Here is a 26,063-nt window from a genome sequence, read left to right as displayed (position 1 = left end):
CGCGGGAGTGACGCAGTCAAGCAATTAACCCTCATACCTGCCCGATGGTGATTACCCCTTAGAGGTTCACCTTAAAGGGCACCTTAAAGAGCACCCGAGAGAGGACTTCTTCATGGAAGCAATCAAACCCCAAGCTGACCTGATCATGCAGCAACGTGAACTCGAAGATGAAATGACACAGATGGGTGTCGAGGCCTTCGCCCAGCGTATGAAGGGTGCCGTCGATAAGGGCATCGAAGATCGGACAGTCTATGGGAACAGCCTGCTGGACTTCGCATTGCCGAAGGTGGTGGAGACGCTGAACTCCTACATCACCGAGCGGGAAGCCGGGAAGGCTGGCCGTCGGGGGCAGGGCTACAAATACCTCAAGCTGTTCGAAGAGCGTCTTGGCGTCGTGGCCTTCATCTCTCTGCGCCTGATCATCGCGAACCTCTCGTCGCGTGAAGTCAAATACAACTCCCTGTCGCTGCGCATTGGCCGCGCCCTCGAAGACGAGCACCACTACGGGGCCATTCGGGAGAGCGACAAGAAGCTCTACGATCACCTGCAGAAGGAAGCGAAGAAGCGGTTCGCCACCCACGTCAAGCGCAAGGTCGTGAACTACCACCTCTCGAAGCGTGGCTTGGACAAGCGCGACCCATGGGACGACAAGGGTCTGGCCGTATTGGGTGCCACCATTATAGAAGCCGTGATCGAAACGGGTCTGATCGAGAAGCGCGTCGAGATGGCGCGTGCCCGCAAGACCCAGCGTGTGACCTACGTCATGGCGACCGAGGCCACCCGTGAGTTCATCGCCAAGCGTTCCGACAGCGCGGGCCTGATGCGCCCGATGTATGAGCCGATGATCGTCGAGCCTGCTGATTGGTCTTCCCCGTTCAATGGCGGCTACCTGACCAACCGCGTGCGCCCCGTGCGCTTCGTCAAGACGCACCAGCGCGGCTACCTGCAGTCCCTCGAAGACCTCGATATGGACGACGTTTACGCTGCCGTGAACGCGGCCCAGAAGACGGCGTGGGCTATCAACCCGTTCATCCTCACCTGCCTGAACATGGCGTGGGACAAGGACTACAGCCTCGGCGGCATCCCTCCGAAGAACGCCCTTGAGGAACCCCCGAAGCCCTACGACATCGACACCAACGAAGAGGCCCGCAAGGCGTGGCGCAAGGAAGCCCATCAGGTGATCATGGAGAACCGTGAGATGGACGGAAAGCGCATCAGCTTCTTGCAGACCCTCAACACCGCGAACCGCTACCAACTCTTCGACAATCTCTACATGGTCTACCAGTTGGACTTCCGTGGTCGCATCTACGCCATCCCCCGGCTCAACCCCCAAGGCCCCGATTGGATGAAGGCCCTGCTGCAGTTCTCTGAGGGCAAGCCCCTCGACGAGGACAGCGCAGTGTTCCTCGCCATTCAGGTCGCGAACACGGGTGCCTTCGACAAGATCGACAAGGCTCCCCTCGAACAGCGCGTCCAGTGGGTCTACGACAATGAGGAGAAGATCATTGAATGCGCCAATAACCCGTTCGACAATCGTTGGTGGACAGAAGCTGACAGCCCATACTGCTTCTTGGCTGCTTGTCGTGAGTGGGCCGGATGGGTCGAGCAAGGAGAAGGGTTCATCTCTCATCTTCCGGTCGCGCTCGACGGCTCCTGCTCAGGTATCCAACATTTCTCGATGGCCTTGGCTGACGAAGTTGGCGGTGCGGCTGTTAATCTGGTCCCTGCGGACAAGCCAGCCGACATCTATTCGCTGGTGATGGACCAAGCCGTGGCACAGGTGCGTCTTGATGCCTCCACTTGCGGAGACAATCAGGAGATGGCGAAGGCTTGGCTGCGCTCCGGTCTCATGAACCGTTCCTGCTTCAAGCGTCCGACCATGACCTATGGCTACGGCTCGTCGCAGTTCGGCTTCCGTGACCAGATCGAGGTGGACACCCTGCGCCCTGTCTACCGGGCATACCAGCGGGGTGAGGCACCGTGGCACTTCGAGGACAACGGCTTCCGCGCCAGCCTGTATCTCGCCAAGATCACCCAGACCGCAGTCGAGCGGACGGTGGTGAAGGCGGCAGAGTGCATGGCGTGGCTGAAAGAGGTGGCGTCCGTGGTCACCTCCGAAGGCCTGCCGGTTCGCTGGACGACACCCGATGGCTTCCCTGTGGTGCAGCACTACCGGGAACTCAAGTCGCACCGGGTGGACACCATGATCTTCGGCAGCCGCATCCAGATGGTGATCGAGCCTCGTGTCCCTGACGACGCCAAGAAGAAGCCCACCGTGTCCCGCCGCAAGCAAGCCTCGGGCCTGTCCCCGAACTTCGTGCACTCGCTGGACGCAACGCACCTCCGCATGGCTGTCCGTCAGGCTGCCGCTGAGGGCATCAAGGACGTGGCACTGGTGCACGACAGCTTCGGCACCCACGCTGCGGACACCGGGCGGTTCTTCGTCATCCTGCGTGAGGCTCTGGTCTCGATGTATACCGAGCAGGACGTGATCAAGGACTTCGCGGCCCAGATGAAAGGGCAGCTTCCACCACAAGCTCGGGACAAACTCCCGGCACACCCGGCCAAAGGCAACCTCGACCTCACTGCGGTAATCGACAGTGACTTTGCTTTTGCCTGAATATCTCCACTTGCGGGGTCATCTCGCAGGTGGACACTCCATTAACCCTCATACCTGAACAACCGAAAGGCACCCCTGATGGCAAACCCGAACATCGAACGCATGAGCGCCCTCGAAATCTCCCCGAAGCCGACCCCTTACCGGAACCGGAACGTCCACAACCTTCTCTACCTCAAGGCTGCCCTTGAGCAGGAAGGCGAACTGGTCCCGACCGATCTGCTGGCGGCGCTGGCCGAGAAGGGCGTGATCGTATGAGGCTCGTCGCAATCCTCTTCTGCCAAATCGTGATCATCAACAGGCTCGACCAGATCGTCGAAGCCCTGAACTGACCTGACCCCAAAGGAACCCCTGAACATGACCATTCGCATTCACCTGAACGACGCCGAAATCGAAGCCCTGAACAAGCCCCTGAGCGGGCAGGGCGGTTTCCAATCCCTGATCGCCCGTCTGCGCGTCAAGGCTGGCAACTTCGGCCTGATGACCCTGACCGACAAAGAGGTGGGTCGCATCGTTCGCTACGCCTACCGCTACCACAACGGCGGCTGGCAGCACCGGCTTGAGGCTGTCTTCGGACGGCACTTCCTGAGCCGCGCCCATTAACCCTCATACCTGCACAACAGAAACGGCGACTGAGCCAACCCCGAATACTGCAAAGGAAATCACATGGCAGACAAGCCCAAGATCGTGAAGATGAACTCCCCTCTCGGCACCGCGAAGTGGCCGAAGCTGACCGAGCCTGACTACGGCACGAAGGACTACCCGAAGCCGGAAGGCGAATACTCCGTGAAGCTGGTCTTCAACGAGAGCGACCCGAAGTTCGTGGCCTTCCGCGAGAAGATGGAACGCTACATGGAGCCGGTCGAAGAGATGGCCGCAGCCAAGTTCGCTGAACTCAAGAAGCCGCAGCGCGACAAGCTGGGCAGCCCGACCCGCAACGACGTGTTCACCACGATCTACGACGAGAACGACGAACCGACCGGCGAAGTCGAAATGAAGCTGACCATGAAGGCCAGCGGCGTGGTCAAGAAAGGCCCCCGCGAAGGCAAGAAGTGGTCGCGCAAGCCGCAACTGTTCGACGCTCTGGGTCGTCCGATCAAAGGTGAGATCGCCATCTGGGGCGGCTCCGAACTGATCATCGCATTCTCGTTCACCGAGAACGGCTACTTCATCCCGGCAACCGGCGCATACGGCATCAAGCTGCAACTGGAAGCGGCTCAGGTCGTGACGCTCCGCTCCGGTGGCGAACGCTCCGCAGGCGACTACGGCTTCGGCGCACAGGAAGGCGGCTTCGACGCTTCTTCCTACGACCACCCGGCACCCGATGGTCCCGACGGCACCGGTGAGGACGACGACTACAACCACACGCCCAGCGCCGACGACGGTGACCCCGAAGGTGCTGGCGACTTCTGATCGCCCTCAACTGACACGCTCTTGTGGCCCTCTGCTCTTCGGAGTGGGGGGCCTTTTTGCGTTTGGAGATACCCATGCCCGCAATCCAACGATCAGCCGCAGCCCGCGCAAAGGCACTCGGCTACCGCTCAGGGCTTGAAGTCCGCAACGCCAAGCGCCTCGACGACGGCGGCTACGACTACGACTACGAACCCTTCAAGCTCTCCTATGTGCAGCCCGCAAAGCCCCGCACATACACACCAGATTTCGTGCTGCCGAACGGCATCATCATCGACACCAAAGGACGCTGGATCACCGAAGACCGGCAGAAGTTCAAGATGATCACCGAGCAGCACCCCGACCTCGACATTCGGATGGTCTTTTCGAACCCCAACCAGCGCATCGGAAAGAACAGCCCGACCACCTACGCAATGTATGCAACTCGCCTTGGCATCCCCTTCGCCAAAGAGTTCATCCCACAGGAATGGATCGACGAGCCGGTGAACCAAGCCAGCCTCGACGCCATCGCAAGACTGACATGACGCAACCCCTCAAGAAAACCCTCACATGGCGCACCGATCTGGACTTCACGGGTCTGCGCTTCAAGACCCGAGCGGCCACCCTCGGCATCACCCTTCACTGTTCAGCCTCGAAGCCCAACCAGAATTGGGGCGCTATCGAGATGGACCGGATGCACCGTGAACGTGGATGGCTCTGCATCGGCTACCACTTCGTGATCGACCGCGACGGCATCATCCATCAGGGTCGCCCCATGGACGCCAAGGGTGCGCACTGCAAGCAAGGCAAACGCAACGACACCCACCTCTCGATCTGCCTGACCGGCGGCGTATCGCAGCGCCCGAAGGCTCACGTTCCCGGCAGCCCGTGGAATGGCTCCGACGCTGAGGCCAACTTCACGCCCGCTCAGGGTGCCTCTCTCGATGCCCTTCTGGGTTTCGTTCAGGCTCACTACGGGCTGGACGACAGCGAAATCGAAGGGCACCGCGACGTGCCGGGTGTCCGCAAGGCATGCCCGAGCTTCAACGTGGACACGTTCCTGACCAAGGGCGAGTTCGTCCTCGATTAACCCTCATACTTGCACAACCCAACCGGCCCCCTTTCTCACAACGAGATTGGGGGCTTTCCGGCTTTTAAGCACCCGCACAGCGGAAAGGAAATCTCATGGCAAAATCCCAACTCGACCAGATCAAAGACCACCTCAAGGCTGGTCGCTCCCTGTCTCCCCTCGAAGCCCTCGGCCTGTATGGCGTGTTCCGTCTGGCAGCCCGCATCAAGGAACTGCGCAACAAGGGCTGGCCGATCACGACCGAGAACCGCACCGACCCGAACGGCAAGAAGTATGCCGTCTACATCCTCGAAGATCAGGGCACCCATGGTCTGCCCGACTTCGCCCTGCCTGAGTGGGCACAGCGAGGTGGCGTGTAATGCTGATCGCTCTCTGCATCTACCTCTGGCTCTGCACCGCAGCCGCCTCCCTGATGGCCGTGATGATGGTTCGCCCGGTCTTCCGGCGCGACGTGATCATCTCGTTCCTCTTCCCCATCCTCTTCCCCATCCACCTCATTGCCCAACTCACCCGAAAGGCCTGAACCCATGCCCGTAATCATCGCACTCGTCATTCAACTGTCCATCATCTTCGCAGTCATCTACGGCTACGTCTGCAACATCGTCTCGATCTTCACCTCGTTCGACCTGATGACGACTGGTGAAGCCATCGTCCGCATCGGCGGCATCATCGTCCCCCTCGTCGGCGCTATCGCTGGCTACTTCTGACCCATCCTCTTCCCTCGTGTGAAAACTGACCCTCGCTTCGGCGGGGGTTTTTTTCGTTTTGGAGACCCCTGAATGTATGACGACTATGAAGACGAAAGTGTTTTCGTTGGCCGAGAAGCGTGCCCAAGCTGCGGCAGCGAAGACAACCTTGCCCGATACAGCGACGGCCACGCCTACTGCTTCGGGGCAACCTGCGACCATTACGAGCCTCCCGAGGGACAAGAGCGTTCGGGCGGCGTGGAAAGCAACACGCGGAGCAAGCCGAAGGCAGGACTGATCGACGGCACCTACACGACGCTCAAGGCCCGCAAGCTCAGCGAAGAAACCGCCCGCCGCTACAACTATCAGGTTGGCCTGTTCAATGGTCAGCCCGCCCAGCTTGCCGGTTACACCGACGAGAACGGCAACGTGGTGGCCCAGAAGCTGCGGTTCGCTGACAAGAAGGAAGGCATGCCTTGGGTCGGCGACAAGAAGAACGTAGGCCTGTTCGGCTCCCACATCTTCGGCAAGGGCAAGCGCATCGTGATCACCGAGGGTGAGATCGACGCCATGACCGTGTTCCAAGCGCAAGGCTCCAAGTGGCCTGCAGTGTCCCTGATCAACGGCGCTGACGGTGCCCGCAAGGACATCGCCAAGAACCTCGAATACCTGTCCAACTTCGACGAGATCGTTCTGATGTTCGATCAAGACGAGCCGGGACGGGAAGCCACTGAGGTTGCCGCTGAGGTGCTCACTGGTCACCGGGTGCTGGTCGCCAGCCTGCCCATGAAGGACGCCAACGAATGCTGGGTCAACGGCAAGCAGGACGCCATCGTTCAGGCGATCTGGAACGCCAAGCCCTACAGCCCGCCTTCGGTGGTCCATGGCGAGGACATCTGGACCCGCCTTGAGAACCGCCCCGTGGTCACCTCTATCCCGTTCCCTGAGTGGATGCCTGAGATGAACCGCAAGGTGCTCGGTATCCGGCTCGGCGAGTTGGACACTTGGACCTCTGGCTCGGGCATGGGCAAGACCACCATGATCAAGCAACTGCAGGCTCACATCTTCCGCAGCACCGACCTGAACCAAGCGATCATCCACCTTGAGGAACCCCTTGAGGATACCGCTGAGAGCTTGCTTGGGGTGTTCATGGAGAAGCGCCTGACGCTGCCTGATGTGCGTGAGCAGGTGACCAAGGAAGATCTTCGGTTCCACTTCGAGAAGACGTTCATGGCGAAGGATGCACACGGCAACAGCCGCATCTACCTGCACGACGCCTTCGGTTCGATGGGGTCCGACGAGAACCTGATGAACCGCATCCGCTACTACGCCCACGCCTGCAACTGCAAAGTGATCTGGATTGACCACCTGTCGATCTTGGTCTCGGACATGGGCGAGGACGGGGATGAACGTCGGCGCATCGACGCCCTGATGCACAACCTCAAGACCCTGACCGTAGAGCTTGGCATCTACATCGGCTTGATCAGCCACCTCAAGAAAGCTGGCGGCGGCACCTCATTCGAGGAAGGCGCTGTCCCGTCGCTCGACGACCTTCGTGGTTCGGGCGGCATCAAGCAACTCTCCAACTCTGTCTACGCCATGTCGCGTAACCAACAGGCAGAGACGGAAGGCGCACGCAACACCGTGCAGGTTCACGTCCTCAAGTCCCGGTATACCGGCGACACTGGACCTGCTGACTTCATCTTCTTCCAGAAAGAGACCGGCACCTTCGTCGCTGGCGTGGACCCAGAAATGGCCAGCCAGTTCGAAGACATGACGGCTCCCGCTGCTCCCGACGAGGACGGGGAGGGCGACTTCTAGGCACTTCCAGAAAGGCCCCACATGACTGACGAAACCCTCCCGGCCCAGCGCCGGGGGCGGTTCATCTATGACATCGAGACCAATGGGCTTCTCGATACGATGGACCGCATCCACTGTCTCGTCCTTTACGACATGGACACGAAGGAGCTTATCTCCCTCAAGAACGACAACCCCGCAGCCCGCTGGTCTCCCGAGATCGAAGAGGGGGTTCGCAAGCTGAACAACGCCGAGAAGCGTATCGGCCACAACATCATCAAGTTCGACGAACCGGCGCTGCACATGCTGTTCCCGTGGTTCGAACACAACGTCCCCGGCGTGACCATCGACACGCTCACCCTCACGCGCCTGATCAAGCCCAACGTTGCAGACAGCGACCGCATGCTCGTGAAGCGCGGCACCCTCGAAGGCCGACTGATCGGCTCCCACTCCCTTGAGGCTTGGGGCCAGCGGCTGGGTGAATGGAAGGGCGACTTCGCCAAGGTGCGCCAGAAGGAAATCATTGAGGCCAGCCCCGGCATTTCCAAGGAAGAGGCCATGCGTCTCGTCTGGGCCACATGGTCTCAGGAGATGCAGGACTACTGTGATCAGGACGTTCTGTCGAACCTCTCGATCTACCGCTGGTGCCAACGCAAGGGCTACTCCAAGCAAGCCGTTCGCGACGAACTGGACATGGCCTACCTGTGCGCCAAGATCGAGGCCAACGGGTTCCCCTTCAACGAGCAGATGGCGGGTATGCTGTATGGCACCCTCGCTGGCCGTCGCGCCCAACTCGAAGACCAACTGAAAGAGACCTTCGGGTCGTGGGTCGAGAGTGCTGGCCGGTATGTGCCCAAGGCCCCGAACAAGGCTCAGGGATACGCAGGGGTCACCTCTTGGTTCTTCCTTGACGACGAAACCGAACTGCAGCCCGAGGACTTCACCAAGGGTGGCCTGCCCAACGCGGCAGCCAAGCGGCGCGGCGTGCGTCGTGAGTTCAAGGGATACCCTCTGACGAAGATCAAGATCGTCGAGTTCAACCCGTCCTCTCGCATCCACATCGCGAACCGCCTGCAGAAGCTCTACGGCTGGAAGCCCCAAGAGTTCACCAATGACGGTCGCCCGAAGGTGGACGAAGAGATCATGGCAAAGCTGCCATACGACTGTGCACCTCTGCTGACTGAATACTTCACCGTGATCAAGCGGCTGGGGCAGTTGGCCGAAGGCAAGCAGGCATGGCTCAAGCTCGTCCGCAATGGCCGCATCCACGGCAGCTACAACACGGTTGGCGCTGTCACCCGACGCATGACCCACAGCAACCCGAACATCGCTCAGGTGCCGGGGGTAGGGGCTGACTTCGGGGCCGAGTGCCGGGAACTCTTTGGACCCGGTGAAGGCTGGATACAGGTGGGCACCGACGCCTCTGGCTTGGAGCTTCGCATGCTGGCCCACTACATGGCCCGCTGGGATGATGGCGCTTACGGCGACGTGATCTTGAACGGCGACATCCACACCCACAACCAAACCCTCGCAGGCCTGCCCGAACGGAACATGGCCAAGACCCTGATCTACGCCTTCCTCTACGGTGGCGGTGACGGGAAGCTGGGAGAGATCGTGGGCGGGACTGCCGCTGACGGGAAGGCACTGAGGGCCAAGTTCCTCGAAGGTCTGCCCGCTCTGGCGAAGCTGGTGCAAGCGGTCAAGCACAAGGCCAAGATGCACAAGCACCTGAACGCTCTCGATCAGGGTCTCCTGCACGTCCGCTCTGAACACTCCGCGCTGAACACGCTGCTGCAATCCGCAGGGGCGCTGGTCTGCAAGAAGTGGTCCGTGCTGATGGAACGGCGTCTGCTCGATCTGGGCTTCAAGCATGGCTGGGATGGAGACTTCGTCTTCATGGCCAACATCCACGACGAAAACCAAGTCGCCTGTCGCACCGCTGAGGTGGCCGATGCTGTCGAGGCAGCGTCTGCGTGGGCGATGGACCAAGTCCGCGAATACTACGGCATCCGCATCAAGCTCGATGTGGACAGCATGCGCGGAAGCAACTGGAAGGAATGTCACTGACATGCCCACTGACCTGCAGAGGGTCGTGAAAGCAATGGTGCGGGCTGCGAAGGCCCGTGCCACCAAAGCGGGGGTTCCGTTCAACCTGACCCCTGAGGACATCACGATACCTCACCTGTGCCCCGTCCTCGGCACACCCATCATCGTCGGCTCGGGGAAGCCCACCGACAACTCCCCCTCACTCGACCGTGTGGTGCCCCTTCTCGGCTACGTCCGAGGGAACGTGCTGGTGATCTCCAACAGGGCCAACCGCATCAAGAACAACGCGACCGTCGCTGAACTGCGGCAGGTGGCTGACTTCTTCGAGCACCACATGAGCAACAACTGGATGACGAAATGAAACAGAAACGCACGGCAATCGTGGACGCGGACATCATCGCGTTTCGCGCTGCGGCTGGTGCGCAGGAATGGACCGATTGGGGCGACGGCTCCCTCGACGGTGCCCGCTGGACGGCTCAGGCTGACGGCGAGACTGCCCGCAAGCACATCGACATCTCCCTCGAAGAGATCAGGGACGACCTCGAAGCCGACGAGGTGATCTGCTGCCTGACCGACAACCACAACTGGCGCAAGGACGTTCTGGAAACCTACAAGGGCAACCGGACGGAGACCCCCAAGCCCATCCTCCTGCCGCAATGCCGGGAATACCTGCGGGACAAATACGCCGCATGGCAACGACCGGGCCTCGAAGGCGACGACCTTCTGGGCATCCTCTCGGGACTGCATGAGCGGTTCCCCGGCGAGAAGATCATGGTGACCATCGACAAGGACATGAGCACGCTGCCCGGTCTGCATTACCGCATGCACCAGACCGTTCTGGGTGTCTTTGAGGTGACCGAGAAGCAGGCCGACCTGTTCCACCTCAAGCAGGGCATCGCGGGCGACGTGACCGATGGCTACAAGGGCTGCCCCGGCTGGGGCATGGACACGGCTGAGCGGTATCTCGAAGAGCCGTTCATGTTCGTCCCCGAGGTCTACACGCCGAAGAGCGGCAAGAAGGCCGGTGAAGAGCAGACCCGATGGGTCAAGCGCGAGACCCCCGACCTCTGGACCGGCATCGTCTCCCTCTACGCCAAAGCTGGTCTGACCGAGCAGGACGCCATCGTCCAGATGCAGGTGGCCCGCATCCTCCGAACAACTGACTACGACTTCAAGAAGAAGGAACCCATCCTGTGGCAACCGAACCTCATTCGCCCTGCGGCCTAGACTGTGGCTGCAAAGGGGACTGTGAGAAATCCCCCGGCATCTCCTTTCCCGAAACTCTCGATGTCCTTGAGGCCATCCAAGAGAGCATCGTCGAGAAGCCCTCGCACTATGCCAAGTGGGTGATCGAACCCATCACCTTCATCATGCGCAACGGCTTCGAGTTCTGGCGTGGAAACATCGTCAAGTATGCGGCCCGCGCGGGGTCGAAGCTCTACGACGGCATGGACGAGACCCAGAGCGAAATCACCGACCTCAAGAAGGTCATTCGGTATGCCGAGATGCGCATCAACCAACTGAACGGAGAGGTGGAGCTTTAAGGCTCCCCTCCAAAAACCCTCATACTAGCCCCAAGAGGTGCAATGAAACGTTTCCCACACATCTCCGACGAACTCCTCAAGGCGCTCGAAGAGGCTTTCCCTGACAAAGCTCCCCGCGACATCAACACGACCCCCGTGCAGATGGGCGTGGCCATTGGGCAGCAGGGCGTCCTCGACCTCTTGAGGCGCAATCACGCGAAACAGAATATTCTGGAAGGATGACCCATGTCCAAACCCAAGGTTGAACAACCGAAGCCGACCGCTCCCCCGGCTCCTGCCGTAGCTCCGCAGCTTGCTGCCCGTGAGCTTGGCGACGAAGAGCGCAACAAAGAAGAAATCCGCAAGAAGCGTGGGCGCAAGTCCCTGCGTATCGACCCCCAGAGCGGCGGTCTCGCTGGCGCTGGCGGTGCGGGTATCAACGTCCCCCTCAAGTAAGGAACCCCGCATATGTCCACGCAGGCCCGATACACTCAGCTATCGAGCAGCCGTGAGCCATTCCTTACCCGTGCCCGTGAGAACAGCAAGCTGACCATCCCGTCGCTGGTTCCACCGGAAGGGCACTCTGGGTCCAGCCCCTTGAAACAGCCGTATCAGAGCGTGGGAGCGCGTGGCTGCATTGGTCTTACGGCCAAGGCGACCACCACTCTCATGCCTCCGAACGAGCCGTTCTTCCGTCTGGACATTGAGGAATACACCCTCGCGGAACTCTCGCAGAACCCCGACGCGCGGGCAGAGATTGAACAAGCTCTGACGATGGTTGAACGAACCGCATCCCGCTCGGTCGAAAGCTCAGGCACCCGTATGGGTTTCTCTGAGGCAACCCAACACCTGATCGTTGCAGGCAACTGCCTGATCTTCGTTCAGGACGACCTCAGCCTGAAAGTCTACAGCCTGTCGCAATACGTCGTGGCTCGTGACCCCTCGGGCAATGCCGTCGAAATCATCACCGAGGAAGAAGTCAACGTCGCCACCCTCGACCCCTCCGTCGCGGCGCTCGTTAAGGCCCCCTCGGAGCAGAACAAAGAGGGTGCCATGAAGGCTCCCGAGCAGACGGCGAAGCTCTACACGCACCTCGTTCGCGACGACAAGAACTGGATCGTCCAGCAGTCCATCAACGATGTGGAAATCCCCGGCACCGACGGCACATACCCCGTCGATAAATGCCCGTGGTTCCCGCTGCGTTGGACCCGCATCGACGGTGAGGACTATGGCCGCTCGCATGTCGAGACGATCATCGGTGACCTGAAATCTCTGGAAAGCCTGACCAAGGCCATCCTTGAGTTTGCCGCAGGTGCCGCGAAGGTGATCGCTCTGGTGAACCCCAACGGTGTCACTGACGAGGCCGATCTGGCCGATGCCGAGAACTTCGAGTTCGTGAGCGGTGTCGAACAGGACGTGAGCTTCCTCCGCATCGACAAGTATGCCGATCTGCAGGTGGCGAAGAACCTCGCCGACGACCTGACCCGGCGCATCGAGCAGCACTTCCTGATGAACTCGTCCATCCAACGGGCGGGCGAACGGGTGACCGCTGAGGAAATCCGCTACATGGCGGCTGACCTTGAGGCCACGATTGGTGCCGTCTACGTCCAGCTTTCGCAGGAGTTCCAACTCCCGCTGGTCAAGATCACCATCGAGAAGCTGGTCAAGCAGAAGCGTCTGCCGAAACTCCCGAAGGAACTGGTCACCCCGACCGTTACCACGGGCATCGACGCGCTCTCCCGTCAGAGTGACCTCAACAAGCTCGACCGCATGGTTGCTGGCTTGCGCGATCTCTACGGCCCCGAGGCTCTGGCTGCCGAGACCAACGTCTCCGACTACGTCAAACGGCGTGCAGCAGCTTTGGGCATCGACCCGACAGGTCTCCTCAAGACCCCCGAGCAGAAGGCTCAGGAACAGGAGCAGAAGCTGCAGACGCAGATGATGCTGAACGGCGCTCCGCAAATGATCAACCAAATGGGCGGTATGGTCCAGAAAGGAATGGAACAGCAGAACGATGGCTGACGCAAACCCGACAGCACCGGAGGTGGTCCCAGCGGCCACCCCCAAAGCTCCCGCAAAGAAAACCTCCAAGAAGAGCACCCCGAAAGAAGACCCGCGCGGTAAACTCGTGAACCACGCAGGCTTCAAAATCTGGATCAAGGAATAACCATGACCGAAGTAAACATCACCCCTGAACAAGGCGGCGACACTCAGGCCCAAATCGACGCGATGGTGGCCAAGGCCGAAGGCAAAGAAACCCCGGCCCAGCCGCTGGCCCCTGAGACGCCTGCTGAGCGCCCCGCATGGCTGCCCGAGAAGTTTGCAACCCCCGAGGACATGGCCAAGGCCTATGCCGAAATGGAACGCAAGCAGAGCGCCCCTCAGGAAACCCCGAAGGCCGACGACAAGGCAGCCGAAGCTACCCAAGCGGAAGCCGATCAAGCTGCTGCTGACGTGGTCCAAGCGGCTGGCCTGAGCATGGACGCTCTGGCTCAGCAAGTCATGCAGAATGGCGACCTCGACGAGGCCAGCTATGAAGCACTGGCGAAGCAGGGCATCACCAAAGAGATGGCCCAGAGCTACGTTGCAGGGCAGCAGGCGATTGCCGACAAGCTGGTCAACGACATGCACGCTCAGGTTGGCGGTCAGGAAGCCTTCGACAACCTCCTGTCATGGGCTGGTGAGAACCTGTCCCCGGCAGAGATCGAAGCCTTCAACAACACCGTGGACACCGGCTCCGAGGCTGCCGTGAAGATGGCCCTGAGTGGCCTGCAAGCGCGGCACAAGGCTGAGGCTGGGTCTGCCCCGAACCTGATTGGCGGCAAGCGTGGCGGCGCTGCGTCTGGCGACGTGTTCCGTTCGACCGCCGAAGTCACCAAAGCAATGAGCGACCCCCGCTACGCACGCGACCCGGCATACCGTGCTGATGTCATGGCGAAGCTGGGCCGTTCGAAAGTGATGTAAGGACATCCCCATGGAAAAGACCTTCAAGCGCGAGGTGGCCATCTGCATGTTGGTCTTCCTCGCTGGCATGTGGGTTGGGGGTATCTTTGACGAGACTGCCTTCGAGGCAGCCAAGTTCCTGACCCTTCCGATCTTCGGTTGGTCGGGCGCAGCATTCGCGCTTGATTGGCGTTCCAAGCAATCATGAAGCGCATCGTCCTCGTGGCCCTGCTGGCATTGACGCTGGCAGGGTGCGGGGCAACACCTCTTAGTCTCCTGACAGGCGGTGGCCCCAATGTCGCTGCGAACACCCAGATCGGCAAGACCAACACTCAGGCTGTCATTGCAGACCACTCCACGCAAACCGTTACGGCTCCCTCTGCGGAGACCGTGGAGGTGACCAATGTGGATTGGAAGCTGATTTGCCTGCTGTGTTTCTTGTCCGGTGTCCTCTGCCCATCTCACCGCGAGATTGGCCGATGGCTGGGTGAACTCTTCAAACGTCCCTCAACCAATTAACCCTCATACTAGCCCTAAGACAACCGTCTAGGGTTCCTTTCAGGGGTGAATGGAAGGCCCGCCAGACCACCGACCCATCTGGCGGGTCACACCCCCTTCCTTAGTTGCTTGGTAGCTCAGTTGGCAGAGCATCCCGCTGTTAACGGGACGGTCGCTGGTTCGAACCCAGCCCAAGCAGCCAACAACATTCCTTACGAGACAGATCGTGCTGACCTTTTCAGGCGGCGATCACGAACCTCCACCGAACTTACGATCAGGCCCGTTGCCCGCTGAGGCGGATAACTCCGGCTGCGCTGTGAGTGGTGCGGAGAGGTCACCCACTCTCTCACAAGGAAACACCACAATGACTGATGCAGTTGTATCTGCTCTGGGCCAAGTTGAAGGCGCTGGCCTGACTGACGAACTCTTCCTGAAAGTATTCTCGGGCGAAGTGATGACCATCTTCGAAGCCGAGAACGTAACCAAAGGCCGGGTTATGTCCCGCTCGATCACCTCGGGCAAATCCGCTCAGTTCCCGGTTATGGGCCGCGCGTCGGCTTACTACCACACTCCGGGTAACGAAATCCTCGGCGGCAAAATCAAGCACAACGAGAAGGTCATCACCATCGACGACCTGCTGATCTCGCCTGTGTTCATCGCCGAGATCGACGAAGCCAAGAACCACTACGATGTTCGCGGCCACTACTCGACCGAAGTTGGCCGTGTGCTGGCGCAAACGTGGGACAAGCACGCGCTGCAAGTTGGCGTTCTGGCTGCTCGCACCACGACCGGCAACATCGCTGGTGAAAGCCCCGCTGGTTCGGTTCTGACCGAAGCCGTTGCTGGTGACTACGACGACGTGAACAAGTTCCACGCCGCTCTGCGTCTGGCCGCTCAGAAGATGGACGAGAAGAACATCCCTGAGCAAGACCGTGCCGTCTATGTCCGTCCGGCTGCCTACTGGCGTCTGATCGACAACGACAAGCTGGTCTCGAAAGAGTTCTCGGAAGGCAATGGCGATGTCGCGAAAGGCGTCATCTACCGCGTTGCTGGCATGGAACTGATCAAGACCAACAACCTGCCGAACGCCAACGTCACGGCAGACTCCGTCGAAGCAGGCACCGGTGACAAATACATCGGCGACTTCTCCAAGACGGAAGCTCTGGTCATGCACAAGTCGGCCATCGGCACCGTGCAACTGATGGACCTGTCCACCCGTATGGACTACGACCCGCGCCGCCTTGGCACGCAGGTTGTGTCGAAATACGCGGTTGGTCACGGCGTTCTGCGCCCTGAGGCTGCCATCGAACTGGCCCGCGCCTAAGCCCTTTAAGCCCCCACTGAGATTAACTTCTTGGTGGGGGTTTTTTTCGACCTTGAGGAACCCCCTATGGAAACCACCACAAGACTATCTGCGGTCAACTCAATGCTGGCCACTGTCGGCGAAGCACCGATCAACACCCTCGAAGATGTTGGTGTGGTGGACGCCATCACCGCCATCGCGTCACTCGACGAAGTGACCCGTGAGGTGCTCGTTGAGGGATACACCTTCAACACCGACGAGAATTACCCGCTGCAGGTGGAAGGCTTCGAGCCTTTCGAAGTGGCAATCCCGCCGAACGCCCTGAGCGTGGTCCCCCAAGACCGGACCCTCACGGTGCGCGGCAACCGCATCTACGACACGAAGACCTTCGGGTATTCCTTCAAGGGGACCAAAGAGGTGATCGCTCAGGTCATCTGGGGTCTCAGCTTCGAAGAGCTTCCTGAGGTGACCCGGCAGTATGTGGCCATCCGCGCCGCCCGCCGGTTCCAGAAGCGTGCCGTGGCATCGGACCTGATCAACGCCCTGACTGAGGACGACGAACGCCGCGCCATGTGGGCACACCGCAGAGCGAACGTGCGTGTGAAGCGCAAGAGCTACCTGCTCAACAGCCAAGCCGTCCGCAACATCCATAACACCCGATAGGTGACATCATGCCATTGATCACTTCTTCGATACCGAACCTGATCAACGGTATCTCCCAACAGCCCGCCACGCTGCGGCTGGCATCGCAGGCTGAGGAACAGGTGAACTTCCTGTCCTCGGTCGCCGACGGCCTCACCATGCGGCCCCCTTCGCGTCACCTCGCGCTGGTCGATACGAACGACTGGTCGGACGCCTTCATCCACACCATCAACCGGGACGTGAACGAGCGTTACATCATGGTTATCCGTGACGGTGCCCTGAAGGTGTATGAGGCCCAGACAGGCATCGAGCGCACCGTGGTCGCACCGCAGGGCTTCGGCTACCTGAGTGGTGGCACCGCAAGCGACTACCGCGCAGTGACCGTCGCCGACTACACCTTCGTCCTGAACGCCAGCAAGACCGTAGAGGTGGACGCCGAGACAACCCCGGCCCGCCGCAACGAAGCACTGGTCTTCATCAAGGCAGGCAACTACGGACGGAAATACCAAGTCTACATCAACGGCGCTCTCGCGGGCAGCTACAAGACCCCGAACGGCTCCGACGTTTCCCACGCCGATCAGATCGACACCGGCTACATCACCCAGAAGGTGAAGGAGTCTCTCGACGCATGGAACGATGGCTCGTGGACAATCTCCCGAACGGGCGACTTGGTGGTGATCGCCAACAATGACCCTGCCGTGGAGTTCTCGGTTCGCGCTGAGGACGGCACCGGGGGCATCAACATCGACGCCATCCAATCCCAAGTGCAGCGTTTCAGCGACCTCCCGAAGGAAGGCGTTGAAGGCTTCGAGGTGGAAGTCGTGGGCGACCAATCGTCGAGCTTCGACAACTACTTCGTCAAGTTCATCACCGAAGGCGCTGACGGCGTTGGCGTGTGGAAGGAAAGCATCAAGGGTGGTGAGACGTTCAAGATGAATGCCGACACCATGCCGCACACGCTGGTCCGCAGGGCCGATGGCGTATTCGAGTTCAGCCGCCCCGAGTGGGCACCCCGCAAGGTGGGTGACTTGGACAAGATGCCTCACCCCTCGTTTGCTGGACGGCAGATCAGGGACATCTTCTTCTACCAGAACCGGCTGGGCTTTGGTGCCGACGAGAACGTTATCCTGTCTCAGGACGGCGAATACTTCGACTTCTACCGCTCGACCGCGACGACCCTGCTGGACACCGACCCGATTGACGTGGCGCTCACCTCTGAGCGTGTCTCGATCATCAACTTCGCGGTGCCCTTCAACCGGACCCTGTTGCTGTTCTCCGACCAATCGCAGTTCGTGATGGAAGGCGGCGGCACTCTCACGCCCCAGAACGTCTCTGTGGCTCAGGCCACGGCCTTCGAGAGCTTGACGACCGTGCGCCCTGTAGGTGTCGGCCAGTTCGTCTACTTCCCGGTCCCCCGAGGGGGCAATGCAGGCCTGCGTGAATACTTCGTGCAGGAAGGCAACGAGCAGAACGACGCCTTGGACGTGACCTCTCACGCGCCCCGGTATCTGCCTCGTGGGCTGTTCCAGCTTGCCGCATCTTCGTCTGAGGACACCATGGTCTGCTTGGCCCGTGAGCAACGCAACGCGATGTGGGTCTACCGCTTCTTCTTCAACAACGAAGGGAAGCTGCAGTCCGCATGGTCGAAGTGGGAGTTCTCGGAAGAGGACACCATCCAGAGCGTGGCCTTCATCGAGAGCGATCTCTACATGGTGGTCACTCGCGGTTCCAACACGTTCATCGACATCGTCAGCCTCGAAAGCGGCTTCACCGATGGCGGCTCTCAGGTGGCCTTTCGGGCCGACCGAGGGGTGACCGAGGACATGTGTGCCATCAGCTTTGACGGCAAATACACCACCTTCGGGCTGCCTTTCGATACCAATGAGGAACTCCATGTGGTGGTCCGTGGCGGGGACGCGAACTATGCCGAAGGGCTGTCCGTTCCGTATGACCGTCCGTCTCCCTCAGAGGTGCGCCTCAGGGGTGACTTCCAAACGGCGAAGCTGCTGATCGGGCAGAAGTTCACCGCCCGCTACAAGTTCTCGACCTTCTACATGAGGTCGCCCGAACCGGCTGGTGGTGTGTCCGCGAACGCTGATGGCCGTCTGCAACTCCGCTACCTGTCCCTCGACTACTCCCGTGCAGGCCACTTCAAGCTGGTCTCTCAGGCAAGGGGACGGCCAGCCGCTGAGAAGGTCTTCTCGGGCCGCAAGCTGGGGATCGAGAGTGGCACCCTTGGTGCGTTCAACCTCGCGACCGGGCGTTTCCGCATGGCGGTGATGTGCCGGAACCTCGACGCCGACCTGCAGATCGTCTGCGACAGCCACCTCCCGGCCAGCTTCACGGCTGCCGAATGGGAGGCCACCTACACAACCCGCGCAAGGAAAGTCTAATGCAAGAACCCAAGCACGGCTGGAACAAGCTCCGGCCCTATGCCCAAGGCGACCTCGGTCGTGTTTGGGGCACCCTCCTTGAGGAAGACCTTCGGGAACTCCGCGATGGGGGCATGACTGACCCTGAGCAGTTGGAACTCGACCTCACCTCGATAGAGGCCCGCATCATGACGTGGGACACCGACGAAGGCCCTGCGGCCATCTACGGGGTAACCCCTATGGCAGACCCCAAGGCTGGCCTGATCTGGGCCTTACCGGGCACCCGCGCACATGCACGCTGGCGGTGGATCACAAGGATTACCGAACGGGCACTGCAAGAGGTGGGCGAGGGCTACTGGTATCTCACCAACGTCAAGGACGCCCGCAACACCACACAGATCAAGTGGCTCAAGAAGATCGGCTTCACGTTCATCAACCGCGAGGAAGCGGAGAACGGGCAGGCCTACTTCACGTTTGTAAGGATTATGAAATGAGCTTCCCAATGATTGCCATGGCGATGAAGACTGCCTTCACAGCCATCGGCACATACGGCTCTGCCATCTCGGCGGGCCTCGCTGTGGGTCAAACCGCCCTCAGCTACCAACAACAGGCTGGCATGGCTGACGCTATGGAAGCCCAGAACAAGGCAGCGAACGACCGTGCTCGGCAATACATGATCGCCGACTACGACAAGATGACCCAGATGGAGCAGCAGGAAGCTGCGGCTGCGTCCCAGAAGATACAGGCGAACCAAGTCAACGCGGCTCAAACGGCTGCATCGGCGAAGGTGGCCGCATCGGCTGGCGGCGTCTCGGGTCTCTCCGTTGACGCTCTGCTCGGTGACATCTTCGGCCAAGAGGCCAGCATCCGCGACAGCGTGAACCAGAACCTTGAGAACACCGGCATGCAGATGGCGGCTGAACGCCAGAGCATCGCGCGTGGTTTCGACAACACGGTCAACACCCGCCCGCAACCCCAACACCCGTCACTCACTGGTGCCTTCCTCGAAGCAGGGACCGGCATCGTAGGTGCCTACAAGGACCAATGGAAAGTCCGTGGCAGCACCGGGCGCGGCTCGAAATAAAGGAACCCCACAATGGCGAAACGCCCCCAAGTGAACACAGACCTCGGACAGCCTGAGGCCATTCGCACCGTTGCCCGCCCGACGCGGGATGCAGCGCCGACCTACTCGATCAAGCAGTCGCGTGCGGGGGCGTTGGCGCAATCCCTTCTGTCCATCGCTCCGACCCTCCAAGGCTACGTTCAGGAGTTCCAAGAGGACTACCAGCAGGAGGAAGAAGCGCGGGCCTACGACACCATCCAAGGCATGACCTACGAAGAGTCCCAGGATTTGGTGAAGTCGGGTGCCATGCGGGACACTGAAAGCCCGTGGTATCAGGCAGCCTTCGAGAAGCAATTCGGCACCGTCTACGCGGCCCGCCGGAAGCGTGAACTGATCGACGCCTACAACAACGAGTTCGACAAGCACAACGGCAACCTCGACGAGTTCATTGCCGGGTTCGCTCAGGAGGACTTGGACAAGTTCGGCGGCTCGAAGTTCATCATGTCTGGCTACCGCAACTCGATGCAGGGCGTCCTCGGTCAACTCCGCGACAACCACGCTGAGTGGAAATCCAACTGGACCAAGGAACGGGTCAACGAGAACTTCGGCACCATCGCCTACGACAAGGTCACCCAGACGGTGGCTGAGGGCGGCGACCTGAACGCCGTGATCGCGGCCATGAAGGGCGAGAACCGGCAGGCCTTCGGGACCACCTACGCGGAACAGGATGCGGGCATCTTCGGTGTCGCCTCTCGTCTCGCTGCAGAAGGGAACGTGGAAGCTCTTGAGCAACTGCTGAACCTTGAACAGGTCGGCCCTGACGGCACCGTGATCGGCTCCTACATGAACCGCCCGAAGTATGCCGAAGAGAGCATGAAGCTCTTGGAGCAGGCGAAGTCCGTGGCTGGTGCTGCGCTGCGTGAAGAGAACACCGCGACCATCGTGGGTCTTCAACAGCAGGCCGCTGCAGGGAACCTCGACATCGACGCTGCCATGACCCTTCGGGATCAAGAGCAGATCAGCCTCGGGGAGTTCGAACGGCTCGTGTCGGCAAACGAGACGGCCCGCTTGAAGGCAACCATCAAGGCCCAGAACGACCAGCAGATCGACGCCATCAAGGTATCGGCTCTGAAAGCTGTGACGGGCGGGCAGGGGTATGCCATTCAGGACTTCACCTACCAGACTGCTGACGGCAAGACGAAGACCATCCCCCGTGAGACGCTGATCGAAGACGCGGTGGTGGACAGCATGAACGAGTTGGCCAAGCGCGAGACGCCGCCTGCCGTGATGGCTGAGACCCTGTCGAGCTACGGCGTGGACGTGACGTATCCCGTTTGGGAGAACCTCCTGTCTGACGGTTACCTGACCCTGACGGAGGCCGCTGCGACGGACGCTGACGGGACCACGAAGGTTCCTGAGGTGGCCCTGAAAGGCTACGCCACATACAAGGCGCTGGCAGAAACCCCACAGCTTCGCTCCCGGCACATCAACAACGCCGACGCGGAGAGCGTGTGGTCCACGGCCTACCTGCTTGAGCAGATGGGATACCAGCCTGAGGATGCGCTGATGCGTGCCTCGAAGCCCCCCTCGGAAGCGGGCAAGGCGAAGGCCAACGGCTTCGGCAACGAAGAGTTCCGCGCACTGGCGAAGAGCATCGAACCCGGCATGTTCGGGGACGACATGGCCAACGGCGCTGCAGCCCTCGGGCAGACAGAGGCTCTGGCCCGGTTCTACATCTCGCACGGCGTGCCCAAGAAGCAGGCTGTCACGCAGGCTGTCGAGGACTATCAGGCCAGCCACACGCTGATCAACGGCGTCTCCGTCAACACCCGCAACGTGCACCTTCCGCAGAACTTCGAGGACGCCTCAGTGGTGGTCCTTCAAGAGTTCGCTGAGTTGCATGGCGAGGACGTGGACGACCTGACGATGATCCCCGCACACGATGGCTCCAATAATTGGGTCATCGCCTACAAGGGCAACGTGGCAATGCCGGTCCAGATCATGGGCGCGGACAACATCGTCCACACGTCCGAGATCGAGCGCACCTATCAGCACGCCCAAGAGGAAGCCGCAGCGGCTGCACTTGAGGCGGCACAGCAGGCTATCGACGAGGCAACTCAGGAAGCCCTCGACGCTGAGAAGAACGCTCAACGGCGGCAGGAACGGCTCGACCGTCGCGCCAAGCGAAACAGAAACTAAGGGTGCCCCTCAGGGGGCATCCCACCCCCCTTCAATTTAGGACACCCCCATGACTTCTTCACCGAATGCTGTTCTGAGCCTCATCCGTGGCGCAGAGACATCCAAAGGCTACGTTGACTTCTACAACGGTTCGAAGATCGCACCCCCGAAACCCGTCACCCAGATGACCGTCCGCGAAGTCCAAGAGTGGCAGCGGGCCAGTGTCAACGCAGGCTCCGCATCCTCGGCTGTCGGCGGCTACCAGATCATCAGCAAGACCCTCAACGGCCTTGTGAGTGAGCTTGGCCTGACCGGCGACGAACTCTTTGACGAAGCCCTGCAAGACCGCATGGGCATGCACCTGCTGGCCCGCCGTGGCTACAACGATTGGGTTGCCGGTAAGATCACCGACGCGCAGTTCGGCAACAACCTCTCGAAGGAATGGGCAGGGCTGCCGATGGTCTCTGGCTCCAAGGCTGGCCGCAGCTACTATGCTGGCGATGGCCTGAATGGCGCGACCGTCTCACCGGGCAATGTGCTTGAGGCCCTGAACGCTGCCCGCACGGGTGGCGCATATGAGTTCGAACGCACCCAAGGCACCCATGCCTCTGGTCCGCGCCCCGCTCCCTCGGCCTACAAGGCGACACTCGAAGACTTGGTCCCCATGGAAACCTTCGAGCAACGCGCTGTCGATGCCGTCCAGAACACCCCCATCTCCACCTTTCGCACGAAGGCCGTGGAAGAGGGCTTTCAGGAAAAGGTAGAGGCCGAGACACCGTCATGGTGGGATGCCACGAAGATGGCCGTCAACGAAGAGTGGATTGCAACCAACGTGGCCGAACAGCTTGGCCGCAAGGACTTCACCCCCGACCCTGACTTCACCCTGACCGACGACCTCTGGAAGGAAGTCACTGACGGCCTCGGCGAGGTCTACCAAGAGGGCCTGCTGTCGGCGACCTCTGAGGCTCACCTGCGGGCGCTTCGTGAGGAAATGCTGAGCGAACAACAGATCGACCAAGATCTTGCTGGCCTCGGCTGGGGCGGCACAGGTCTGCGTCTGGGCGCTGCTATCCTCGACCCCGTGGCAATCGGCGTGTCGGCCCTGACAGAGGGCGTGGCGGCTCCCGTGATCTACGGCGCGAAGGTGGGCCGCATGGGCCGTGCTCTGCGTGCCGGTGTGGCTGCTGGCGCGGTCAACGCCGGGATCGACGGCTACCTCGCGTCTCAGGACGTGACCATGGGCTGGGAAGATGTGGCCATCTCGGCTGCTGCAGGCTTCGTTCTGGGCGGCACCGTGGGCGCTCTCCGTGGCAAAACCCCTGAGGACAAAGCCATGGCGGCTGCCCTGCAGGAAGCTGAGGGCGACAACATCGCGCGGGCCTTTGCCGGTGGCACCCCGAACGGGTCCATGGGCGCTGCTCGGGTGGAACAGGAAGTCCAGCTTACGGCTGCCGAACAGGTGGCTGCTGACAGTGTTGGTGCCCCCACTGCTGCCATGTCCAACGCACGCATCGACCGCTCGTCTGTGCTCAAGTCCTCGGACAGCGACATCATGCGCCGCCTTGGTGGTGGCCTGATCGAAGATGGCGTGGGCAATGCCGACCGCTCCACCAACCGCTACTCGGTCTCCGAGAAGGTGGCCCGTGAAGAGCGCGTCCGTCTGGGCCGCTTCTATCGCACCTACAACAATGCCTACAAGGATTGGCTCAAGGACCAAGGCAAGCGCCTGTTCTGGCAGCATGGTGTGAACGAGCGCAACGAGTTCAACCGTCAGGTTTCCATGGCTGTTCGCCGTGAGCTTGACGCCCCCAACAACGCCCACGTCGCCAAGGTGGCAGGGCAGATGAAGAAGGAGTTCGCTGATCTTCTGAAATTCGGACAAGAGATGGGCATCCGTGGCTTCGACGAGGTGAAGGAGAACTACAACTACATGGTTCGCCGCCACCGCATCGACCGCCTCGACAGCCTCGTTGAAGAGTTCGGTGAAGGTGCTATGCGCCGCATGGTTGCTGAGAGCATCCGCAAGGCAAACCGGAAGTGGCGCAATGCCAACCCCGGCAGGGCCATGGCGGTTGACGAGATCGACTACGAGGACAGCCTCAAGATCGCCAAGAGCTACATCAAGAGCATCCGCTCCCGCCGCTACGGCCAGTTCGACCTCAACCGGGCGCTGGCAGGGCAGGACATGGAGACCCTCAAGATGATGCTGGACGACGCTGGTCTGGCCGCTGACGAGATCACTCGCATCTCCGACAAGGTCCGCTTCACGCGGGACAGCGGGGAAGAGGGTCGCATCGCTTCGGCGAAGTGGCGTCTGGACCTCGACGAAACCCACAAGACCAAGCTGTATCCGCTCAACGGCGCACAGCCGCGAGAGATCGGGATCGAGGATTTCCTTGAGAACGACGCTGAGCAACTGTTCGGGCAGTATGTCCGTTCGGTCACCGCAGCGGGGCACATGGAGGACTTCCTGAAAGAGTTCCGCGTAAGGGACGCTGAGGGGAACCTGCCGGTGCACGCTCCGTCCTTCGCGACGGTCAAGGGCTACATCGCCGACGAGGCCAGCCAGAAGGGCATCCCTGCCAAGAAGCTGAACGCTGAGATGCGGGTGCTGGAAAACAGCTACAAGCTCATTCACGGCATCCCGATTGAACAGGCATCGAGCTTCCGCACGGCACAGCGCATGCTGCGGGACTACAACTTCTCCCGTATCGGGGGCCAGTTGGGTGTCGCTCAGTTGGCTGAGGTGGGCAACATCCTCGGCAACGGGGGCCTGCGTGTCCTGATGCAGAACATCCCATCGCTGCGGCGCATCTTCGCCAACGCAAAGACAGGCAAGTTCTCCGACGATCTTCTCAACGAGATCGAGGCGATCTGGGGCTTCGGCACCGATCTGGAACGGATGAACATGTCGGCGATGTTCGATGAAGCTGGCTCGGTCGAAGAGGCCACCAAGTTCCAGAAGACGGACCACTTCCTGCAGCGAAGCAAGCGGGTCACCGTGGTCGGCTCCGGCATGGGGCACGTCAACATGGTCCTACAGCGCCTGAACGCCCGTGTTCTGGTGCAACGCTTCATGGACGATGCAGTGGGCACCCGTGACATCAACACCAACCGGCTGCGTGTCATGGGCGTCTCGGAAGAGATGCACCCGCGTATCCAAGAGCAACTCCGCAAGCACGTCGATCAAAGCACCGGCATGCTGGGCAAGAAGGTGAAGCGCATCAACATCGAGAAGTGGGACGACTTGGACGCCAAGAACGCTTTCATCAACGGTGTGGACCGCTGGGCCAAGAGGTCCATTCAGGAGAACGACATCGGGAACATGCCCGACTTCATGAGCTACGAGCTTGGCAAGACCATCGGCCAGTTCCGCTCGTTCATGATGGCTGCGTATGTGAAGCAGACCCTCGCCGGTATCCACAACCGGGATTGGGAAACCTTCGCTGCATTCAGCACGTCGATGCTCTTCGGCAGCCTGTTCTATGCAGGTCAGCAGCACATCAACTCGATTGGCCGTTCCGACCGGGACGAGTTCCTTGAGAAGCGGCTGAACCCCACGGCGCTGGCTGAGGCTGGCTTCCAGCGGGCTGCGTTCTCGTCGGTGCTTCCCATCGCCTACGACACAGGGCGAGAGGCCTTTGGTCTCGATCCCATCTTCGACTTCCGGTCCTCTGGACTGCGCGGCGGGGGTGGCCCTGTAGGTGCAATGTTGGGGAACCCCACGGGTGACCTGATCGACGGCACCTTCCGTGCAACTGGCGGGATGTCTCAGGCTGCCTTCTCGGGCGACTACGACTTCTCCCAGAAGGATGCCAACGCTATCGCAAAGGTGTTCATGTTCCACAACATGTTCGGCGTTCGCAACGGCATCGCGGCGATCACAAGCGGTCTTCCGAAGCACTCACAGTAAACC

General features: G+C 60.7%; 27 protein-coding genes and 1 tRNA gene. All 28 read left to right on the top strand.

Annotated elements, in window-relative coordinates; translation table 11 throughout:
- Nucleotides 1-112: 112 nt before the first annotated feature.
- The 28 genes from ACR0IR_RS06425 to ACR0IR_RS06290 all read left to right on the top strand — a co-directional run bounded on the left by ACR0IR_RS06425 (nt 113) and on the right by ACR0IR_RS06290 (nt 26,060).
- The gene (locus ACR0IR_RS06425) at nt 113-2,620 is read left to right on the top strand and encodes a DNA-directed RNA polymerase (RefSeq protein ID WP_480779045.1); all 2,508 of its coding nucleotides are present in this window, start codon (nt 113-115) and stop codon (nt 2,618-2,620) included.
- A gap of 78 nt (nt 2,621-2,698) precedes the next feature.
- A complete protein-coding gene (locus tag ACR0IR_RS06420; protein ID WP_480779044.1) occupies nt 2,699-2,875 on the top strand; it encodes a hypothetical protein in 177 nt (58 codons plus the stop codon).
- 99 nt (nt 2,876-2,974) lie between these two features.
- Complete coding sequence (locus ACR0IR_RS06415) at nt 2,975-3,220, top strand: hypothetical protein (RefSeq protein WP_480779043.1); 246 nt, start codon at nt 2,975-2,977, stop codon at nt 3,218-3,220.
- A 63-nt stretch (nt 3,221-3,283) separates the two neighbouring features.
- Nucleotides 3,284-4,030: a hypothetical protein gene (locus ACR0IR_RS06410; protein ID WP_480779042.1), complete on the top strand. Its 747-nt coding sequence runs from the start codon at nt 3,284-3,286 to the stop codon at nt 4,028-4,030.
- Nucleotides 4,031-4,104: 74 nt separating this feature from the next.
- Complete coding sequence (locus tag ACR0IR_RS06405) at nt 4,105-4,551, top strand: hypothetical protein (protein WP_480779041.1); 447 nt, start codon at nt 4,105-4,107, stop codon at nt 4,549-4,551.
- The gene (locus tag ACR0IR_RS06400) at nt 4,548-5,096 is read left to right on the top strand and encodes an N-acetylmuramoyl-L-alanine amidase (RefSeq protein ID WP_480779040.1); all 549 of its coding nucleotides are present in this window, start codon (nt 4,548-4,550) and stop codon (nt 5,094-5,096) included. Before ACR0IR_RS06405 ends, ACR0IR_RS06400 begins: the two co-directional genes overlap by 4 nt.
- Nucleotides 5,097-5,191: 95 nt before the next feature.
- A complete protein-coding gene (locus ACR0IR_RS06395; protein ID WP_480779039.1) occupies nt 5,192-5,455 on the top strand; it encodes a helix-turn-helix domain-containing protein in 264 nt (87 codons plus the stop codon).
- Complete coding sequence (locus ACR0IR_RS06390) at nt 5,455-5,619, top strand: hypothetical protein (protein ID WP_480779038.1); 165 nt, start codon at nt 5,455-5,457, stop codon at nt 5,617-5,619. The genes ACR0IR_RS06395 and ACR0IR_RS06390 overlap by 1 nt, the downstream gene beginning before the upstream one ends.
- A gap of 4 nt (nt 5,620-5,623) precedes the next feature.
- Complete coding sequence (locus tag ACR0IR_RS06385; RefSeq protein WP_480779037.1) at nt 5,624-5,803, top strand: hypothetical protein; 180 nt, start codon at nt 5,624-5,626, stop codon at nt 5,801-5,803.
- Nucleotides 5,804-5,875: 72 nt separating this feature from the next.
- Entirely contained in the window at nt 5,876-7,603 is a 1,728-nt protein-coding gene (locus tag ACR0IR_RS06380; RefSeq protein WP_480779036.1) for a DnaB-like helicase C-terminal domain-containing protein, read from the top strand.
- A gap of 21 nt (nt 7,604-7,624) precedes the next feature.
- A complete protein-coding gene (locus ACR0IR_RS06375; RefSeq protein ID WP_480779035.1) occupies nt 7,625-9,646 on the top strand; it encodes a DNA polymerase in 2,022 nt (673 codons plus the stop codon).
- 1 nt (nt 9,647) lies between these two features.
- Nucleotides 9,648-9,986 carry a hypothetical protein gene (locus ACR0IR_RS06370; protein ID WP_480779034.1) on the top strand — a complete coding sequence of 113 codons (339 nt, stop codon included), beginning with the start codon at nt 9,648-9,650 and terminating at the stop codon, nt 9,984-9,986.
- Nucleotides 9,983-10,852: a hypothetical protein gene (locus tag ACR0IR_RS06365; protein WP_480779033.1), complete on the top strand. Its 870-nt coding sequence runs from the start codon at nt 9,983-9,985 to the stop codon at nt 10,850-10,852. The genes ACR0IR_RS06370 and ACR0IR_RS06365 overlap by 4 nt, the downstream gene beginning before the upstream one ends.
- The gene (locus ACR0IR_RS06360) at nt 10,819-11,169 is read left to right on the top strand and encodes a DUF3310 domain-containing protein (RefSeq protein ID WP_480779032.1); all 351 of its coding nucleotides are present in this window, start codon (nt 10,819-10,821) and stop codon (nt 11,167-11,169) included. Before ACR0IR_RS06365 ends, ACR0IR_RS06360 begins: the two co-directional genes overlap by 34 nt.
- Before the next feature lie 42 nt (nt 11,170-11,211).
- The gene (locus tag ACR0IR_RS06355) at nt 11,212-11,391 is read left to right on the top strand and encodes a hypothetical protein (protein ID WP_480779031.1); all 180 of its coding nucleotides are present in this window, start codon (nt 11,212-11,214) and stop codon (nt 11,389-11,391) included.
- 3 nt (nt 11,392-11,394) lie between these two features.
- Nucleotides 11,395-11,604 (top strand): hypothetical protein, encoded by a 210-nt coding sequence (locus ACR0IR_RS06350; RefSeq protein ID WP_480779030.1) that lies wholly within the window; start codon nt 11,395-11,397, stop codon nt 11,602-11,604.
- Between the two features lie 12 nt (nt 11,605-11,616).
- Nucleotides 11,617-13,170: a portal protein gene (locus ACR0IR_RS06345; protein ID WP_480779029.1), complete on the top strand. Its 1,554-nt coding sequence runs from the start codon at nt 11,617-11,619 to the stop codon at nt 13,168-13,170.
- A gap of 147 nt (nt 13,171-13,317) precedes the next feature.
- Nucleotides 13,318-14,112 (top strand): capsid assembly protein, encoded by a 795-nt coding sequence (locus ACR0IR_RS06340; protein ID WP_480779028.1) that lies wholly within the window; start codon nt 13,318-13,320, stop codon nt 14,110-14,112.
- A gap of 10 nt (nt 14,113-14,122) precedes the next feature.
- Nucleotides 14,123-14,299, top strand: coding sequence for a hypothetical protein (locus tag ACR0IR_RS06335; RefSeq protein ID WP_480779027.1), 177 nt, complete (start codon nt 14,123-14,125; stop codon nt 14,297-14,299).
- A complete protein-coding gene (locus ACR0IR_RS06330; protein ID WP_480779026.1) occupies nt 14,296-14,610 on the top strand; it encodes a lipoprotein in 315 nt (104 codons plus the stop codon). Before ACR0IR_RS06335 ends, ACR0IR_RS06330 begins: the two co-directional genes overlap by 4 nt.
- Before the next feature lie 105 nt (nt 14,611-14,715).
- A tRNA-Asn gene (locus tag ACR0IR_RS06325) sits at nt 14,716-14,791 on the top strand.
- A gap of 162 nt (nt 14,792-14,953) precedes the next feature.
- Nucleotides 14,954-15,913 (top strand): major capsid protein, encoded by a 960-nt coding sequence (locus ACR0IR_RS06320; protein WP_480779025.1) that lies wholly within the window; start codon nt 14,954-14,956, stop codon nt 15,911-15,913.
- 66 nt (nt 15,914-15,979) lie between these two features.
- Nucleotides 15,980-16,555: a hypothetical protein gene (locus ACR0IR_RS06315; protein ID WP_480779024.1), complete on the top strand. Its 576-nt coding sequence runs from the start codon at nt 15,980-15,982 to the stop codon at nt 16,553-16,555.
- Nucleotides 16,556-16,563: 8 nt separating this feature from the next.
- The gene (locus tag ACR0IR_RS06310) at nt 16,564-18,927 is read left to right on the top strand and encodes a phage nozzle protein (RefSeq protein ID WP_480779023.1); all 2,364 of its coding nucleotides are present in this window, start codon (nt 16,564-16,566) and stop codon (nt 18,925-18,927) included.
- Nucleotides 18,927-19,400, top strand: a complete 474-nt coding sequence (locus ACR0IR_RS06305; RefSeq protein ID WP_480779022.1) for a hypothetical protein — start codon at nt 18,927-18,929, stop codon at nt 19,398-19,400. The genes ACR0IR_RS06310 and ACR0IR_RS06305 overlap by 1 nt, the downstream gene beginning before the upstream one ends.
- A complete protein-coding gene (locus ACR0IR_RS06300; protein WP_480779021.1) occupies nt 19,397-19,990 on the top strand; it encodes a virion core protein, T7 gp14 family in 594 nt (197 codons plus the stop codon). Before ACR0IR_RS06305 ends, ACR0IR_RS06300 begins: the two co-directional genes overlap by 4 nt.
- A 12-nt stretch (nt 19,991-20,002) precedes the next feature.
- The gene (locus tag ACR0IR_RS06295) at nt 20,003-22,168 is read left to right on the top strand and encodes a hypothetical protein (protein ID WP_480779020.1); all 2,166 of its coding nucleotides are present in this window, start codon (nt 20,003-20,005) and stop codon (nt 22,166-22,168) included.
- 49 nt (nt 22,169-22,217) lie between these two features.
- Entirely contained in the window at nt 22,218-26,060 is a 3,843-nt protein-coding gene (locus tag ACR0IR_RS06290; protein ID WP_480779019.1) for a hypothetical protein, read from the top strand.
- Nucleotides 26,061-26,063: the final 3 nt, after the last annotated feature.

This window comes from Ruegeria sp. CF2 (genome assembly GCF_056537385.1).
Note: the sequence above shows the minus strand (reverse complement) of the source record. Positions and strands in the feature narration are given on the sequence as shown.